Here is a 17,298-nt window from a genome sequence, read left to right as displayed (position 1 = left end):
GCATTCTTATGAATTTTCGCGAAAATATCACTCGCCTGCTCACGCAGCCAGCTATTGAGAACGAAGCGTATTACTGGATCACCATCCGGTTAGATGCATCGGCGAGAGTAGAGTTGAACATTCAAACGCAGTGGTGTGGCTACACGGAAGATAAGCCGCGCCGCGAGATTCGAGAAGGATCGCTTCATGACGGTGAGTACCAGCGCGCGGCTTGTTTTCGTTTTGGGGAAACGGCGCTGCTGATAAACGATATAAATGATGTTCCGTATTTCTATGCTTTTGGTGGTCATGCATTGGTGATTGAAGGTGTCGCTCAACAGAAGTTCGAACGGCTGATCTCTCCACACGTCAGCCTAAGGGACTCAGGAGGCCTTGGCTTCAGACGTGCGTCTGGATTGGAGGAGGCGCAACTGCAACATGCACCTAGCAAAAAACTGCGGATGGAAATTCTCAATCGAGACAAGCGCCGATGCCTGATTTGCGGTAGATCCCCGATGTACTATGTCGATGTAGAGCTTCACGTACATCATGCGATTCCGTGGGGCCGTGGCGGCATTACCGAAGAAGCGAATCTCATCAGCCTTTGCAAAACCTGCCACGATGGACTCGCTCCACACGAGGATCAGGATTTGATCAGATATCTGACCGAAAAGTATCCCCGTCCAAGCACAGGATATCTTGATGACCTCAAAAAATATCAGGACTATGTCCGACAGCAGCTTACCAAGAAGTAGCTCCCTGGCGATGGACTCGAATCTACTATTTCGGCACTATCACACATTCCTGGCTCGTTTAACGAAGGAAAATTCATGCTGCATAAAAAGTATATCGTTACGCCCCTCATCGTCGCTGCACTACTATGGTTTGGGTGCCTGTCCGCCTCCGCAACGACATCAGATGAAACCAATAAATTAGCCAGGGAATTAATACAGCGAACGATGAGGGAGCAGCGCATCCCTGGTCTGCAGATCGCCATCATTAAAGATGGCCAAATCATTTTTTCAGACAGCTATGGGTTGTCCAATGTGGAGAACAATGTACCTGTCACGAGCAAGACCCTGTTTCCAATCAACTCTGCGACCAAAACATTTACTGGCGTCGCCATGATGCAGCTGGTCGAAGCAGGACTCGTTGATCTCAATGCCCCTGTGTCACGCTACCTGGATGACTTACCTAAGACTTGGCGAGCCATCCGCGTACGTCAATTACTCGCACACACGTCTGGCCTGCCCGACATCGTCGATCAGAAAGGCTTGATTGGCGGAAGCAGTGAACGCGATGCCTGGAAAGCGGTAAAGGAGCTTCCCATGGACGCCCCCGTTGGAGAGAGGTTTGCCTACAATCAGACTAACTATGGTTTGCTGGCGCAAATCATTTCGAAGCAAGCAAAACTACCATACGAACAATATGTGGCAAAACATCAGTTTGCTCAAGCAAATATGCCGTTGTCGACGTTCGGTGACAGCTATGACCTTGTTCCCAACGCAGCCACGATTTATAGCTACACGCCTCGCGGAACCATGGCAAAGGATGACGACAATCGTTTGTCCCGGTGGATTTACGATATGCCTTATAGCCTGTGGGCCGGCGGTGGAATACAAACGAACGCAAATGAAGTGGCGCGCTGGCTCATCGCGTTATCGAACGGAAAACTCATCAGCACAGCGAATCTCAATAATATGTGGATCCCAGAAAAACTGAATAATGGGACTGACGGAGATTGGGCAGCGGGATGGCCGGTATTGCAAAACGCTCCCAACCGGCAAGTAGCGGGTATTGGCGGTGCCCGTGCTGCATTCATCGTATATCCGGATGATCGGCTGGCCATTATTGTGCTGACCAACCTCGCGGGAGCGAACCCCCAGCGCTTTATTCCGCAGATAGCCAAGCTCTACAAACAGTTGTAGCTTGTCGATACTGTTCCATCAGGACTGCGGGTCAAACTGGAACACCCGCAGCTCCTGGTCGCAGCGGCAAGCTTTGGCAATGCGGGCTGCCCAGGCGATGGCATCCTCCCGTGACGGTAGTTCTAACACGGTGAAGCCTCCGTTGAGTGGAGGTGCCCACGGGTAGCCACCTTCGGTGAATGCGCCGTCAGCCGTGACCAGCAAAGGGGGCACGTCTTCGGCAAGGCCACCAGCGAAGACGTAGACACCGGCGACCTTGGCCTCCTCAATCACCGCATGCGCGTCGCGGCCCGCCGCTTTCCATTCGTCATCCGGCAGCACCATGGCGGCACTGGGAAAAGAGATGAGATATTTGGCCATATATTTACTCCTTTTAACTGCAGGATTTCTCAATGTCGAATGCCTCGCGTAGGATAGCATCATGCTCGGCAGAAAAATCGCCAATTTTTGCGTGGCTGGGTGCGCAATCGGCGCGGGTGGCAGGCGTTGCCATCGAGGAGGCCGAGGCCTGCAGCGAGGACGGTTTCAGCGTGCTGCCGACGGTTTAACCGGACTTCTGCCAAGGCATACGTTAGGACGCGAACAGTCTTTATCGGTAGACCCCGTATGCTGGCTCCTAACCTCAGAAGGAGCCATCATGACTATTGATTTCGCCAGTGATACCGAGCACGCTCCCAGCGTGAAAGAAGCGGCCAGCCTCCATCAGGCGGTGCCGTTCCCGCAAACTATCAGCAGCCTGCTGCTGCGCAGCGATCCTCAGCAGTGTGCTGACCTGATTAATCAGTTGCTGGTCAATGTGAGTCCGGAAATGCTGACGTCGCTGGCCGGCAGCATCGGCGATTTCATCGATGCCCAGGGCCAGCCCCGTGTAACGCCCGAGCAGGCCGGGCAAATCCCGCCAGCGCAGGTCGAGGAAATTGCCGCCACCGCCGAGCAGCATCACCCCGGCGTGGTGGAGCAGATTCAATCCCATACGCTGGGCTGGGTCAGTTAGCCAGCAGCTCCGGCTGTTGTTGCACGACGGCGGTCTTGGGCATGCACACGATGAAGGTGCTGCCCTTGCCTGCTTCCGACTTGATCTGCAGCGTGCTGTTGTGGCGCAGCAGTACGTGCTTGACGATGGCCAGGCCCAGGCCCGTGCCCTGCGTCTCGCGCGAACGGCTCTTGTCGACGCGGTAGAAGCGCTCGGTCAGGCGTGAGATGTGTTCCGGGCTGATGCCAATGCCGGTATCTTCCACCAGGAACTTGGCGCCATTGTCGAACTCTTTCCACACCAGGTGGATTTTGCCGCCTGCTGGCGTGTAGCGCACCGCGTTGGAGGCCAGGTTGCCAAACGCGCTGTGCAGCTCTTCGTACGAGCCCTGCACGTCCGGGCCGCTGACTTCCATGGTGATCTCGTGCTTGCCGGCCGACAGCGCACGCGCTTCGCGCAGCAACTGGTCCATGAGCTTGCCCACATCCACCGGATCGGGACGCATCGGATAATCCACCGACTCCAGGCGCGACAGGGTCAGCATGTCCTCGATCAGGTGCTGCATGCGGTGGCCCTGCTCCGTCATCAGCTTGAGGTGGGCGGCGCGCGTGGCGGCGTCCAGCCCTTCCTGCGCGGCGATTTCCAGGAAGCCGACGATCACGGTCAGCGGTGTGCGCAGTTCGTGCGAGGCGTTGGCGATAAAGTCGCGGCGCATTTCTTCAATGCGTTCGGTTTCGGTGGCGTCGTGCGTCACCAGGATCTGGCGGCGGTTCTCAAACGGAATGATGTGCACGATCAGTTTGCGTTCGCGGAAGCTGATCGTCAGCGGCTGGTCGTAGCGGCCCAGGATGATGTAATCCATGAAGTCCGGATTGCGCACCAGGTTGGTCACGCGCATGCCTTTGTCGCGCTCGTTGCTGAGGCCCAGATGCTGCTCGGCGGCCGGATTGCACCACTCCAGGAACAGCACGTCATCCATGATGGCGACGCCGTCCGGCAGCAGATGCATGGCCTGGCGGAAGCGCGTCAGCCATTCGGTCAGCTCGGTCTGGTTTTTCTCGTCCTCGCGGCGCATGCGGTACAGGCGCGAGAAGATATTGGTCCACTCGCCCCAGCCGTCCGGCAGCTTGGCGCTTTGCGGGTCGTCCATCCAGTTGCTCAGCTGGTAGAGATAGGACAGCTGGGTAAACACCAGCGCCATCATGGCGATGACCGCGAGGATCAGGCCATTGACCCAGCCAAAGATCCAGCCTCCCAGCGCGCAACCGGCCAGAATAATGGCCGTACGCAGCGCAGCAGGCACCCAGAACACCAGTTTTGGATTCATGTAAAACTCAGTTTTTTTCCGACAGCATGTAGCCTACACTACGTACGGTTTTGATCAGGTGCTCGGCTTCTTTCAAGGCCTTGCGCAGACGCAGCACATGCACGTCCACCGTCCGCTCTTCGATGACCACGTGGTCGCCCCACACCTTGTCCAGCAGCTGGCTGCGCGAGAACACGCGTTCCGGATGCGCCAGCAGGAATTTCAGCAGCTTGTATTCGGCGTGGCCGATATCGATTTTCTGCTCATCCATCGACACCGTGCAGCTCACCGGGTCCAGCATGATGTTGGCCGCGCGCATGGTCGATTGCGCGTGTTCCGGGCTCTTGCGGCGCAGCAGCGCCTTGGCGCGGGCCAGCAGCTCGCGCGGCGAGAACGGCTTGGTGACGTAATCGTCGGCGCCACTGTTCAGGCCGGCCAGCTTGTCTTCTTCCATGCTCTTTGCCGTCAGCATGATGACCGGAATTTCATTGAACTGGCGGTCCGAACGGATGCGCGCCAGCAGGCGCAGACCGGTGGAGTCCGGCAGCATCCAGTCCAGCAGGATCAGTTGCGGGGTCTTGGTCTGGATGAAGTCCCAGGCTTCCCCGGCGCTTTGCACCGCGCAGCAGTTCCAGCCTGCCTCGCGCAGCGAAAACGTGACCAGCTCAACAATGGCTGGTTCGTCTTCAACAATCAGTACGGTAGTTTTATCAGATGCCATTTATTTTTATTTACTCAGCTTGCTCAGGCTCGTTCTCAGTAACGTGCATCTTGGTGTGGCGGATGTCCTTGCCTTCCACCACGTAGATCACGTATTCCGCGATGTTTTTGGCGTGGTCGCCGATGCGTTCGATGGCCTTGGCCACCCACAGGGTGTCCAGCGCGGCCGAGATTGTACGCGGATCTTCCATCATGAAGGTAATCAGGTTGCGCATGATCGAACGGAATTCGTGGTCGATCACGGCATCCTGGGCGATCAGCTGCAGCGCCTGCTTGCCGTCGTTGCGTGCAAACGCGTCCAGCGCGTCGTGCAGCAGGTCGCTGGTGTTGTTGGCGATGCCGCGCACCATTTCATAGTGGTTCACGGTCACGGCGCCACGGCCATGCAGCTGCTTGGCGATACGGGCGATCTTGGTGGCTTCGTCGCCGATGCGCTCGAGGTCGGTAATCACCTTGATGGTGGCCATGATGGTGCGCAGGTCGTTGGCGGCCGGCTGGCGGCGCACGATCAGGTGGCTGCAGGCGTCGTCCAGCTGCACTTCCAGCTGGTTGACGGCGTCGTCTTCACGCATCACGCGGTCGGCGCGCTCGGTGTTGCCAATGCGGAAGCAGGTCATGGCGTCGAGGAACTGGGTCTCGACGATGCCGCCCATCAGCAGCACTTTGCTGCGGATGGACTCAAGTTCGTTGTCGTACTGTTTGGATGAATGCTCACCGATCATGCTGCTCTCCAATGTCGAATGCGTATTATAAGGTTGATCAGCCGAAGCGGCCGGTGATGTAGTCCTGGGTTTCCTTGCGGGCCGGATTCATGAAGATCTGGTCGGTTTCGCCAAATTCCACCAGCTCGCCCAGGTACATATACGCGGTGTAGTCCGAGCAGCGCGCTGCCTGCTGCATATTGTGGGTCACGATGGCGATGGTGTAGTCCTGTTTCAGCTCGCTGATCAGTTCTTCCACTTTCGAGGTCGAGATCGGGTCCAGTGCCGAGGTTGGTTCGTCCAGCAGCAGCACGTCCGGTTTGACGGCGACGCCACGGGCGATGCACAGACGCTGCTGCTGGCCGCCGGACAGCGACAGGCCGCTCTTGGTCAGCTTGTCCTTGACTTCGGTCCACAGTGCGGCTTTTTTCAGCGCCCATTCCACGCGCTCATCCATTTCACCTTTCGACAGGTCTTCGTACAGGCGCACGCCAAACGCGATGTTGTCGTAAATCGACATCGGGAACGGGGTCGGCTTCTGGAACACCATGCCGACCTTGGCGCGCAGCATGTTCAAGTCCTGGCCGCCTTCGAGGATGTTACGGCCGCGGTACATGATGGCGCCTTCGGCGCGCTGACCTGGGTACAGGTCGTACATGCGGTTCAGCGTGCGCAGCAAGGTCGATTTGCCGCAGCCCGACGGGCCGATGAAGGCGGTTACCTGCTTTTCATGGATGTCCAGGCTGACATTGTGCAGGCTCTGGGTTTTACCGTAGAAGAAATTCAGGCCCGAAATCTCGATGGTTTTACGTTTGCCGTTCATGGCGATGACATTCTCTTGGCTCAGTTGCGTATTCATTGTATGGATTCGCTTTATCTATCTGGTTAGTTCGGGGCTTTTTGGGCAAACACGGTGCGCGAGATGACGTTCAGGGCCAGCACGCTGAAGGTCACCAGCAGTGCGCCACCCCAGGCGAGTTCGCGCCAGTTGTCATAAGGGCTCATGGCAAAGCCGTAGATCACGACCGGCAGGTTGGCCATCGGCGCGTTCATGTCGGAGCTGAAGAACTGGTTGTTCAGCGCGGTGAACAGCAGCGGCGCGGTCTCGCCGGAGACGCGGGCCACGGCCAGCAGCACACCGGTGATCACGCCGGCCTTGACGGCACGCAGGCGCACCATCATCGCCACTTTCCAGCGCGGTGCGCCCAGTGCAAACGCGGCTTCCAGCAGGCTGTTCGGTACCAGGCGCAGCATGTTGTCGGTGGTGCGTACCACCACCGGCACGGCGATCAGCGCCAGCGCGATCGAACCGGCATAGCCCGAGTAGTGCTTGGTGGTGGCCACATACATGGCCCACACGAACATACCAATCACGATCGATGGCGCCGACAGCATGATGTCGGTGACGAAACGGGTAATCGCGGCGATCTTGTTTTCTTCGCCGTATTCGGCCAGGTACATGCCGGCCAGAATGCCGATCGGCGTCGAGATCAGCGTCGACAGGCCGACGATCATCACGCTGCCGAAGATCGCATTGATCAGGCCACCACCTTCGCTGCCTGGCGCTGGCGTGGTTTGCGTGAACAGATTGATGCTCAGCGCGCCAAAGCCCTTGATGATCAGGGTAATCAGAATCCAGGCCAGCACCAGCAGGCCAACCGACATGGCGGCCACCGACAGTGCGATGCCGACACGGTGCATCAGCAGACGCTTGCGGTACACCGGATTCATCGCGGCTTTTTCCAGAGTTGCGCTCATTATTTGACGCCTTCCTTGCGAGACATGCCAGCCAGCATCAGCTTGGCGGCGGACAGAACGATAAAGGTAATCACGAACAGGATCAGTGCCAGCGCGAACAGCGACGAGGTGTGCAGCACGGTATCCGATTCAGCAAATTCATTGGCCAGCGTCGAGGCGATCGAGTTACCGGCTGCGAACAACGACCACGACAGCTTGTTAGCGTTACCGATCACGAAGGTGACCGCCATGGTTTCACCCAGTGCGCGGCCCAGGCCCAGCATCACGCCGCCAACCACACCGGTCTTGGTGTATGGCAGCACGATCTTGCGCACCACTTCCCAGCGGGTGCAGCCCAGGCCGTAAGCGGATTCTTTCAGCACGGCCGGGACGATTTCAAACACGTCGCGCATCACCGAGGAGATGAACGGAATGATCATCACAGCCAGGATCAGCGCGGCGGTCAGGATGCCGATGCCCATGGTCGGGCCGCTGAAGAACTGGCCGATCAGCGGCAGCTGGCCGATGGTCTGTTTCAGGAACGGCTGCACGTAGTCGCCGAACAGCGGCGCAAACACGAATAGGCCCCACATGCCGTAGATGATGGACGGGATACCGGCCAGCAGCTCCACCGCCGTGCCCAGTGGACGGCGCAGGCCGGCCGGGCAGATTTCGGTCAGGAACAGCGCGATACCAAACGACACCGGGAAAGCGATCAGCAGTGCAATGCCCGAGGTCGCCAGCGTGCCGACAATCGCGATCATCGCGCCATACTGGTCATTGACCGGATCCCACTCCACCGTGGTGATGAAGGCCGGGCCGAATTCCTTGAACGCCGGCCAGGCGCCAACCATGAGCGAGAAGATAATCCCCAGCAGCACCGCCAGTACGGACAGTGCAAACAGCATGGTGGTTTTGTGGAAGAAGAAATCCTGGATGCGCTGCTTGCGCATGGTGCGGAGCATGGACTGCATGGCAGCCTGTTCCACTGCTGTCATTTGTGCGGTGCTGGTGTGCATGGCCGGCTCTGGCTTTGGTAGGGGCGTGGAAGTGATATCTGCGCTCATATTGTTGTCTCGGTGGATGTAAGCTAGCCTGCGGTACCCGGTCGGGCACCGCAGGCTAACCCCCTCGCCGCCACGACTGACGGCAGCGAAGGGACAGTCCGGATTAGTAGATTGCCTTGCCCGAAGCGTCTTTCAGGTTAGCTTTCCAGGAATCCTGTACCAGCTTGACAACGGTTGTTGGCAGTGGAACGTAGTCCAGGTCGGTAGCTTGCTGGGCGCCGTTTTTGAAGGCCCAGTCGAAGAACTTGACGACTTCCTTGCCTTTGTTGGCATCAGCCTGGGCTTTGTGCATCAGGATGAACGACACGCCGGTGATAGGCCACGAGTTTTTGCCAGCCTGGTCGGTCAGCACCACGCCGAAGCCTGGGGTCTTGGTCCATTCTGCATTGGCAGCGGCGGCTTTGAAGAAGTCGTCGTCAGGTTGCAGGAAGTTGCCATCCTTGTTTTTCAGCTGGGTGTGCGACATTTTGTTCTTTTTAGCGTAGGCCCACTCGACGTAGCCGATCGAACCTTTGATACGCTGAACGTTGGCGGCGACGCCTTCGTTACCTTTGCCGCCGACGCCGACGATCCATTTCACAGCAGTCGAAGCACCGATCTTGGTCTTGAACTCTGGGCTGGTTTTCGACAGGAAGTCGGTGAACAGGAACGAGGTGCCCGAGCCGTCAGCGCGGTGTACCACGGTGATGTCTTCTGCTGGCAGTTTCACGCCTGGGTTCAGGGCGGCGATCGCCTGGTCATTCCACTTGGTGATTTTGCCCAGGTAGATGTCGGCCACCACTGGGCCGGTCAGTTTCAGCTGGCCTGGGGTCACGCCGTCCAGGTTAACCACGGTCACAACGCCACCCATGATGGCTGGGAACTGCATCAGGCCTTCTGCGTCCAGGTCAGCAGCGGTCAGCGGCATGTCCGATGCGCCGAAATCCACGGTCTTGGCTTTGATCTGCTTGATGCCAGCGCCCGAACCGACGGACTGGTAGTTCAGGCCGTTGCCGGTAGCGGCTTTGTACGACTCGGCCCATTTAGCGTAGATTGGGTACGGGAAGGTCGCGCCGGCGCCGGTCATATCGGCGGCGTGGGCAGCCGACGAGAAAGCCATTACAGCTGCTGCGCCAACTACCAGAGAAGAGATCAATTGTTTCAGTCGCATTTCAAGTCCTTTGTTATGACAGGTTAGGATGCTGCGCAGTCTAACGGCGTTTTATGACGGCTTTATGACATCAACAAAATAACTGAAAATTATTCTTTCCCTGGGCTTCTCCTATGAGAACAAGCCGCTTCGCATCAGTATGTTACGCCTGCTTGTCATAATTGGTGACCATTTATGACAGCTTCTGTCACAGAGATGTCATATTTAATCTTTACACTGTAGCAATCCTTCTTCCTTAAAAGAGGATAGAATCGGTTTATGAGCAAAGTGAACAAAAAGACATGAAGCCTGCCTCCCATGCGGAAGTAAACAAGAACTCGGCCTTCCTCGACCGGGAAATTTCCCAACTGATGTTTAACCGCCGGGTGCTGGCGCAAGCAGAAGATAAAAGCATTCCTTTATTAGAGCGCCTGCGTTATCTGTGCATTGCCAGTAGCAACCTGGATGAGTTCTTTGAAGTGCGCGTGGCCAGCCTGCTGGCGGCTGGCGCAGCGGACGGTTCACTATCCACCCACCCTGCCCTGGTTGCCACGCTGTCGCGCATCAGCAATGAGTGCCATTTATTGGTGGCGCACCAATATGAAATCCTGAACAACGAAATCCTGCCCGAGATGGCGGCCAACGGCATCCATCTGGTGCGCCACAACGAGCGCAACGAAGCGCAGCGCGCCTGGGTCAAGGAATATTTCGATACCGAAGTGCGTCCGCTCCTGACGCCGATCGGCCTGGACCCGGCACACCCCTTCCCGCAAGTCGTTAATAAAAGTCTCAACTTCATCGTCTCGCTGACCGGCAAGGATGCGTTTGGCCGCGGCACCGCGATTGCGATTGTGAAAGCGCCGCGCGTGCTGCCGCGCGTGATCCGCCTGCCGGACCATTTGTCCAAGAGCGGCGGCGTGTCGTTCTGCCTGCTGTCTTCCGTGATCCACGCGCATATTGCCGACCTGTTTGCCGGCCGCGAAGTGATCGGCTATTCGCAGTTCCGCGTGACGCGCGACAGCGACCTGTGGGTCGACGAGGATGAGGTGAAAAACCTGCGCCAGGCGCTCAAGGGCGAGCTGGTCGGCCGCCAGTTCGGCGCCTCGGTACGGCTGGAAGTGGCCAAGAACTGCCCGCCGGACCTGTCGCAATTCCTGCTTGACCAGTTTGGCCTGCACCAGAGCCGGCTGTATGCGGTCAATGGTCCGGTGAACCTGGTGCGTCTGAACGAGATCATGGACAATATCCATAATCCGGCGCTGCGCTTCCCGCCGTTCTTCCCGGGCCTGGCGCACAAGACCACCGGCCAGGACATCTTTGCCGCGCTGCGCGAAAACGATATCCTGCTGCACCACCCTTACCAGTCCTTCCAGACCGTCATCGATTTCATCCGCAGCGCTGCGCTAGACCCGGCCGTGGTCGCCATCAAGCAGACCATTTACCGCACCGGCATGAACTCGGACCTGATGGAATCGCTGATTACCGCTGCCAAGGCCGGCAAGGAAGTCACCGTCATCGTGGAACTGAAAGCGCGCTTCGACGAGGAAGCCAATATCAACTGGGCCGACAAGCTGGAACAGGCCGGCGCGCAGGTGGTGTACGGCGTGGTGGGACTGAAGACGCACGCCAAGGTGGCGCTGGTGATCCGCCGCGAAGAAGGCAAGCTGCGCTACTACGCCCACCTGGGCACCGGCAACTACCATCCGACCACGACCAAGTTCTATACCGACTTTGGCCTGCTGACCTGCCACCCCGGCATGAGCCAGGAGGTCAACGAGGTGTTCATCCACTTAACGTCGCTGACCAAGCCGCACCGCCTCAACCACTTGTGGCTGGCGCCGTTCGCGCTGCAGAATGAAATCATCAAGGCGATCCGCAACGAGGCACGCATTGCGCGCGCGGGACGGCCGGGGCGTATTATTGTTAAAATAAATGCATTGGTAGACGAGTCGGTGATCCGCGCGCTGTACGCGGCGTCCAAGGATGGCGTCAAGATCGACCTCATCGTGCGCGGCGCCTGCACCCTCAAGCCGGGCGTGCCGGGCCTGTCGGAAAACATCAAGGTGCGTTCGGTGATCGGCCGCTTCCTGGAACACAGCCGCATCTATTACTTCCGCAACGACCTGGCGCATGACACCTACCTGGCCAGTGCCGACTGGATGAGCCGTAATCTGTTCCGCCGGATTGAAGTCGCCTTCCCGATTCTGGACAAGGCCTTGAAACGCCGGGTATTGGCCGAAGGCCTGAACCCCTACCTGAAGGACAATATGAACGCGTGGGAGCTGGAAGCGGACGGCCATTATCAGCGCCGCCGGCCACGCGGCAAGCAGGTGCACTTCAGCGCGCAGCAACACCTGATGGATACGCTGGGGACACCCAACGCCCATCTTGGCGAGTAAGCGGCGCCGCGCCACCGGGAGGTGGGCGGCCGGGATCTGTTTTCAAATGTGTTTTCAGAGCTAACCCAGGAGAAAAGCATGGATCTCATTTTGTGGCGGCATGCGGAGGCAGAGGAGGCGCAGCCCGGCATGACCGATCTGGAACGGGCGCTGACCGGCAAGGGCCAGAAGCAGGCACGCCGCATGGGGCAATGGCTCAACTCGCAGCTGCCGGACAGCTGCAGGATCCTGTCCAGCCCTGCCGTACGCACGCTGCAAACGGTGGAAGCGCTGGGCCGCAAGTTCAAAATCCATACCGACCTGGCGCCGGGCGCCGATCCGGCCGACATCCTGAAAGCCGTCAACTGGCCTGGCAACAAGGATTCCGTGCTGGTAGTGGGCCATCAGCCGACGCTGGGCCAGGTGGCCGCCATGCTGATGACGGGCGATGACCTGGAATGGGATATCCGCAAAGCCAGCGCGTGGTGGTTTGCGCAACGCGATCCCGGCGATGCCATGAGTGTGTATCTAAAAGCGGTAATGGCCGCGGACCTGGTGGTTAAATAGCTTGTAAAGCGATCGGCTTCTGCTAAAGTTTAACTGTATCAACTATGAGGGAGGCCATCATGATGTTCACCTTGCTCACCATGGGGATGTTCGGGGGCATGATCGCCCTGGTTGTCTACGAACTGGTACAGGAAATGCGCGGCAGTAAACACAAACTCATCGACCGCTATCACGAATAGCAAACAGCTTCATCGAAGCCTACGGCGCCAGCGGCATGCCCTTACCAGGACATCGCCCCTCGCGCCGTTCATTGTTTACGCGACCGCTTACACGCCGGTCTTGAACTTGGTGTAGATGCGGGTGATGTTACGGCGGATATCGGCCGGTACCGCTTCTGGCGCGGCCATACGCTTCTTGTCCTCATCGGACAGGAACACCGTCTTGTTGCCGGCGATATCCTTGCGCACAAACTTCACGCTGGCTGCGTTCGGGTTGGCATAGAACACCTTGTTGGTCAGGCTCGCATGCACTTCCGGGCGCATGATGTAGTTGATCCACAAGTGGGCATTGTTCGGATGCGGCGCGTCGGCCGGGATCGCCATGGTGTCGAACACCAGCGCGGCCGAGGTCTTCGGCACCAGCACTTCAATCACGTTACCGTTCTTGGCGTCGATGGCGCGCTGGCGGGCGATGTTGATGTCGCCCGACCAGCCCAGCGCCACGCAGACTGCGCCATTGGCCATGTCATTGATGTAGCCCGACGAGCTGAACAAGGTGACGTAAGGACGGATCGCCTGCAGCACCTTGCCGGCTTCCGCATAGTCCGCTGCGTTTTTCGAGTAGGCTGGTTTGCCGGCATACATCAGCGCGGCTGGCAGCACTTCCGATGGCGAATCCAGGAAGGACACGCCGCAGGACTTCAGCTTGGCAGCGTATTTCGGATTGAAGATCAGGTCCCAGGCATTGTCCGGCATCGGCATGCCGCCCAGCGCCGCTTTCACCTTGTTGACGTTGATGCCGACGGTGGTGTAACCCCACAGCCAGTCGACCAGGTAGTCATTGCCCGGATCGATATTGGCCAGCTTGGACTGGATCGCCGGATCGAGGTTTTTCAGGTTAGGCAGCTTGGACTTGTCCAGCTTGCGCAGCAGCTTGCCATCGATCTGCAGACGCGCCCATTGCGCGGTCGGCACCACGATGTCGTAGCCGGATTTGCCGGCCACCAGCTTGGAGTTCAGGATTTCGTTATTATCAAAAAGGTCATAGCGGACCTTGATGCCGGTCTCTTTCTCAAAATTCTTAACCGTGTCTTCGGCGATGTAGTCCGACCAGTTATAAATATTGAGAACTTTTTCCTCTTGCGCCTGCGCTGCACCAGCCATCAAGCCAGCCGCGACCAGCACCGCACCAACGAACTTCCCTGCCATAGCACCTCCGAAATGGGATTCATCACATAAGCCGTGATGATCGGGCATAGCCCGTCCGGATGCAAGGAGTTCCGTAGAATTATCAGCCCAGAATATCGAACAAGGTCCCGGTGCCGCTGCTGCCTGCGCCATTGATGGCGCTGCCCGCGCCGGTCTTGGACTGCGCCGTGTACAGCGCCGCCAGCGCATTGGCCTGGGCCGTCAAGGCCTTGGTCATGGCGGTTTTCTTGCTGTTCAGGCTGGCGATTTCATTGGTCGTCAGCGAGGTTTCCTTGGCCAGCACGCTATTGGTCGAGGTCAGCGAGGATGCTTTCGACGATAGCAGATCGGCAATGCCGCGGCCATCGTTGGTGAACAATTTCGCCACAGCCGAGGAATCGCTGGTCATTGCGGCCTGCAGCTTTTTGTCGTCCAGCACCAGGTTGCCATCCTTGTCCTGGCTGATGCCGGCCGAGGCCAGCGCAGTCACGGAGACCGAGCCGCCGCCCGTCTTCAGCAGCATGCTCATCTGGCTGATGGCCTGGTTCAGGGCCGTATCCGATTTCAGGTCGCCTTTTTGCAGCTTCAGCATCTTGGCGTTGAGGTCGTTGTAAGCAGCGACAAAGGATTTCAGGTTGGTGCTGACCTGGCTGCCATCCTGGGTGATGCTGACATCGCTCTTGCCGGTTGCCACCAGGTTCAGCGTGGCGCCCGCAATCGCGGTGTCCTTGACGGTATTGGTCGGGCTCTTGACCTCCTTGCCGTCGACCAGCAGGATGGCGTCCATGGCGGCGTTTTTCTGCTTCAGCTTTTGCGTGCCGTCCGGATCGAAGGTCAGCAGGTTTTTCAGCGCGGCATCGCCGCTGACGCTGATACGCATACTGTTGGCCGCACCGCTCGCGCCGGCAATCGACAGCGAGAACTTGCCATCGTCGCCCTTGATGACGCTGACATCCACGCCGGCCGCCTTGAACGCCGCAGCGATGCCATCCAGCGTGTTGTTGCTGGAATCGATGGTGACGGACTTGCTGGCGACGGCGGCGTTGACGAAGCCCTTCTCGCCGCCCGCCGTGCCGAAGTCGATCTTGACCGTGGTCGTGCCGCCGGCGCCGATCTTGCCAGTGGAAGCCGCAAACGCGTCGCTGGTCAGGAACTGGCCTTGCGCGAGCTGTTTCACGTCCAGCGCATACGTGCCCGCCTTGGCATTGCCGCTGGACGAAGCGGTCAGCACGCCCTTGGCCGAACTGCCGGCGCTGGTGCTGAGGCCGCTGCCGCTGAGGCTGGCCGCAATCGACTGGAAGCTGGCCAGCGCACTTTTCAGCTGCCCCAATGCAGACAGCTTGGTCTGGTCCTTGGCGATGGACGCATTGAGTTTATTGGCCGCGCCGGTTTGCGTGGACATGGTTTGCTGGACGCGGTTATACACGTCCGCCGATACCTGCTGGTTGCTGGTATTGCTCGTTGAGCCGATGCTGGAGGTAGCCATAGTGAAATTCCGTCTTGGGTATTACATAGTATGCAATATGGACGGTTGCACTAAAGCGGGGAATACAGCGGTTTTTCCCCCTCTATCCGCCGTCAGAGCAGCTCGATGCCGAAGCGGCGCACGACCAGCGCGAACAGGCCGAACAATACAACGGTCATCGCAATGCAGGCCAGCAGGCTACCCCAGAATCCCAGGCGCGGCAGCAAGGCGGGAAACGCCAGAAACATCGGCAAGGTCGGCACCACGTACCAGAAGGTGTACCACGCGTGATTCGCAATCTTCTGCTCGCTCTGGTTTTCGACATGCAGCCAGACCAGTGCCAGCAGCGTCACCAGCGGCAGCGCGGCAATCAGCGCGCCCAGCTTGTCGCTGCGTTTGGCAAATTCGGAGACCGCGATCACCACGGCTGACGTCAGCAAATACTTCGTTATCAGCCAAGCCATGGTCGCACCTTATCCGTTCTAAGTGGCGTGTAGTTTAACCGCCTTGCGCGTCGCCAGGGCGATCGGCACGCCAAACAGGAACATATGGGACATCAGATCCAGCGCCGTCGCCAGCGGCTTGAAACGCACCGGGAACGGGAATGCCGATGCCGGCAACACCACCAGCCGCATGGCGAAGAACACCACGATCCCGAACAGGATGCCGTAGATCACCGCATGCCGCACCAGCGGCGGCTTCAGCTGGACCAGCAGCAGGTACACGCCGGCCCAGCCCAGCGACAACACAAAGTGCGCCACCAGTCCGAACGCGGCCATCGGCAGGCCGCCATTCAGCGCTGCTTTACCGAAAGCGCCACTGGCCACGATGCGCAGCAGCTGCAAGGGCGGCGTACCGTTAAATGCGGCAAAGGAAATGGCAAACGTAATGTCCAGGGCGCCGGCCACGAGGCCGCCGATCAGGATGTAGCGAATCTGGTCTATTTTCATGTTGTAGTTGACCGTGAGTGAAGTGCGCAAGCTTATCAAATAATCATAGAAATTTAGCACACCCGGTCAATAGCGCCAAGCCTGCCTTGCATCGCGTCGCTATCCATCAACTGCGCGCATGCTTTACATTCTACGGCGGTCCCGATATGCATTAGTCTGTCTTATGCATGTCATGCAGACTATTCATTTGTCAGTCAGGCTCAAAAACGGGCAAGATGAAGCTATAACTAAGCTATAACCCAGCTATAACTCATACAATGGAGACAGCACTATGCAACAGCAAGGCGAACTGGCAGGCAAGGTGGCATTGGTGACGGGCGGCGCTTCCGGCATTGGCCGCGCCACTGCGGAATTGTTTGCGCGTGAAGGCGCCACGGTGCTGATCGCGGACCGCGACGGCGCCGCCGGCGAACTGGCGGTGGCCGCGATCATCGCCACCGGCGCCCACGCCTCCTTCATCCGCACCGATGTGGCTATCGCCGCCGACTGCGCGGCAGCAGTGGCTGCCGCCGTGTCGCGCTACGGCCGTCTCGACGTCCTGTTCAACAACGCCGGCATTACCCGCCGCGCCAACGTGATCGATACCACCGAACAGGAATGGGATCAGGTCATGGCCGTCAACGTCAAATCGATATTCCTGATGTCCAAATACGCCGTGCCGGTGATGCAGCAGCAAGGCAGCGGCAGCATCATCAACACCGCCTCCGGCTGGGGCCTGGTGGGCGGCAAGGATGCCGTTTCCTACTGCGCGTCGAAAGGTGCGGTGGTCATCATGACCAAGGCCATGGCGGTGGACCACGGCCCGCAAAACATCCGCGTCAACTGCGTCTGCCCTGGCGACACCGATACGCCCATGCTGCGCAACGAAGCGCATCAACTGGGACTGGAAGAAACCGCACTCGTCGCAGCCGGCGCGGGCCGGCCGTTGATGCGTGTCGGCCAGCCGCCCGAGATCGCACAAGCAGTCCTGTTCCTCGCTTCTGACCGTGCCTCCTTCGTCACCGGCGACGCGCTGGTGGTGGATGGCGGCGGCCTGGCCGGATCGGCATAAA

At 58.7% G+C, this 17,298-nt stretch carries 18 protein-coding genes; 6 read left to right on the top strand and 12 right to left on the bottom strand.

Features of this window, described 5'->3' with window-relative positions; genetic code table 11:
* The first annotated feature begins 8 nt into the window (after window positions 1-8).
* Together GTP58_RS26880 and GTP58_RS26875 are read left to right on the top strand one after the other, a co-directional pair.
* Entirely contained in the window at window positions 9-734 is a 726-nt protein-coding gene (locus tag GTP58_RS26880) for an HNH endonuclease (protein WP_161080065.1), read from the top strand.
* A 75-nt stretch (window positions 735-809) separates the two neighbouring features.
* Complete coding sequence (locus tag GTP58_RS26875) at window positions 810-1,907, top strand: serine hydrolase (protein ID WP_161080064.1); 1,098 nt, start codon at window positions 810-812, stop codon at window positions 1,905-1,907.
* A gap of 18 nt (window positions 1,908-1,925) precedes the next feature.
* Here GTP58_RS26875 and GTP58_RS26870 read toward each other — a convergent pair whose 3' ends face one another.
* Window positions 1,926-2,267 carry a YciI family protein gene (locus tag GTP58_RS26870; RefSeq protein WP_161080063.1) on the bottom strand — a complete coding sequence of 114 codons (342 nt, stop codon included), beginning with the start codon at window positions 2,265-2,267 and terminating at the stop codon, window positions 1,926-1,928.
* A 277-nt stretch (window positions 2,268-2,544) separates the two neighbouring features.
* On the opposite strand from GTP58_RS26870, the gene GTP58_RS26865 reads away from it, so the two are divergent.
* Window positions 2,545-2,901, top strand: a complete 357-nt coding sequence (locus GTP58_RS26865; protein WP_161080062.1) for a hypothetical protein — start codon at window positions 2,545-2,547, stop codon at window positions 2,899-2,901.
* Here the strand turns inward: GTP58_RS26865 and phoR are convergent.
* From phoR to pstS, 7 genes are all read right to left on the bottom strand, one after another.
* Window positions 2,894-4,207, bottom strand: coding sequence for a phosphate regulon sensor histidine kinase PhoR (gene phoR / locus GTP58_RS26860; RefSeq protein WP_161080061.1), 1,314 nt, complete (start codon window positions 4,205-4,207; stop codon window positions 2,894-2,896). The genes GTP58_RS26865 and phoR overlap by 8 nt on opposite strands.
* Before the next feature lie 7 nt (window positions 4,208-4,214).
* Window positions 4,215-4,907, bottom strand: a complete 693-nt coding sequence (locus GTP58_RS26855; RefSeq protein ID WP_072786680.1) for a response regulator — start codon at window positions 4,905-4,907, stop codon at window positions 4,215-4,217.
* A gap of 10 nt (window positions 4,908-4,917) precedes the next feature.
* Window positions 4,918-5,628, bottom strand: a complete 711-nt coding sequence (gene phoU / locus GTP58_RS26850) for a phosphate signaling complex protein PhoU (RefSeq protein ID WP_072786679.1) — start codon at window positions 5,626-5,628, stop codon at window positions 4,918-4,920.
* Window positions 5,629-5,665: 37 nt separating this feature from the next.
* Window positions 5,666-6,466, bottom strand: a complete 801-nt coding sequence (gene pstB, locus GTP58_RS26845; protein WP_072786678.1) for a phosphate ABC transporter ATP-binding protein PstB — start codon at window positions 6,464-6,466, stop codon at window positions 5,666-5,668.
* A gap of 26 nt (window positions 6,467-6,492) precedes the next feature.
* On the bottom strand, window positions 6,493-7,365 hold the full coding sequence (gene pstA, locus GTP58_RS26840) for a phosphate ABC transporter permease PstA (RefSeq protein ID WP_161080060.1): 873 nt from the start codon (window positions 7,363-7,365) through the stop codon (window positions 6,493-6,495).
* Window positions 7,365-8,363, bottom strand: coding sequence for a phosphate ABC transporter permease subunit PstC (gene pstC, locus GTP58_RS26835; RefSeq protein WP_072786676.1), 999 nt, complete (start codon window positions 8,361-8,363; stop codon window positions 7,365-7,367). Before pstC ends, pstA begins: the two co-directional genes overlap by 1 nt.
* A 151-nt stretch (window positions 8,364-8,514) precedes the next feature.
* Window positions 8,515-9,561 (bottom strand): phosphate ABC transporter substrate-binding protein PstS, encoded by a 1,047-nt coding sequence (pstS, locus tag GTP58_RS26830; RefSeq protein ID WP_161080059.1) that lies wholly within the window; start codon window positions 9,559-9,561, stop codon window positions 8,515-8,517.
* A gap of 281 nt (window positions 9,562-9,842) precedes the next feature.
* Here pstS and ppk1 point away from each other — a divergent pair, with 281 nt between their 5' ends.
* Entirely contained in the window at window positions 9,843-11,939 is a 2,097-nt protein-coding gene (ppk1, locus tag GTP58_RS26825; RefSeq protein WP_072786674.1) for a polyphosphate kinase 1, read from the top strand.
* Between the two features lie 78 nt (window positions 11,940-12,017).
* Window positions 12,018-12,485: a phosphohistidine phosphatase SixA gene (sixA, locus tag GTP58_RS26820; protein ID WP_161080058.1), complete on the top strand. Its 468-nt coding sequence runs from the start codon at window positions 12,018-12,020 to the stop codon at window positions 12,483-12,485.
* A 266-nt stretch (window positions 12,486-12,751) separates the two neighbouring features.
* Here sixA and GTP58_RS26815 read toward each other — a convergent pair whose 3' ends face one another.
* The 4 genes from GTP58_RS26815 to GTP58_RS26800 all read right to left on the bottom strand — a co-directional run bounded on the left by GTP58_RS26815 (window position 12,752) and on the right by GTP58_RS26800 (window position 16,276).
* Window positions 12,752-13,852 (bottom strand): polyamine ABC transporter substrate-binding protein, encoded by a 1,101-nt coding sequence (locus tag GTP58_RS26815; RefSeq protein ID WP_072786672.1) that lies wholly within the window; start codon window positions 13,850-13,852, stop codon window positions 12,752-12,754.
* Window positions 13,853-13,934: 82 nt separating this feature from the next.
* A complete protein-coding gene (fliD, locus tag GTP58_RS26810; RefSeq protein ID WP_072786671.1) occupies window positions 13,935-15,317 on the bottom strand; it encodes a flagellar filament capping protein FliD in 1,383 nt (460 codons plus the stop codon).
* Window positions 15,318-15,409: 92 nt separating this feature from the next.
* Window positions 15,410-15,760, bottom strand: a complete 351-nt coding sequence (locus tag GTP58_RS26805; RefSeq protein ID WP_161080057.1) for a DUF3147 family protein — start codon at window positions 15,758-15,760, stop codon at window positions 15,410-15,412.
* An 18-nt stretch (window positions 15,761-15,778) separates the two neighbouring features.
* On the bottom strand, window positions 15,779-16,276 hold the full coding sequence (locus GTP58_RS26800) for a DUF1440 domain-containing protein (RefSeq protein ID WP_139260629.1): 498 nt from the start codon (window positions 16,274-16,276) through the stop codon (window positions 15,779-15,781).
* A 241-nt stretch (window positions 16,277-16,517) separates the two neighbouring features.
* On the opposite strand from GTP58_RS26800, the gene GTP58_RS26795 reads away from it, so the two are divergent.
* Complete coding sequence (locus GTP58_RS26795) at window positions 16,518-17,297, top strand: SDR family NAD(P)-dependent oxidoreductase (protein WP_161080056.1); 780 nt, start codon at window positions 16,518-16,520, stop codon at window positions 17,295-17,297.
* Window position 17,298: the final 1 nt, after the last annotated feature.

Origin of the sequence: Duganella sp. CY15W, assembly GCF_009857555.1 — a bacterium.
Classification (GTDB): domain Bacteria; phylum Pseudomonadota; class Gammaproteobacteria; order Burkholderiales; family Burkholderiaceae_D; genus Rugamonas; species Rugamonas sacchari.
This window is presented reverse-complemented; position numbering and strand designations above follow the sequence as displayed.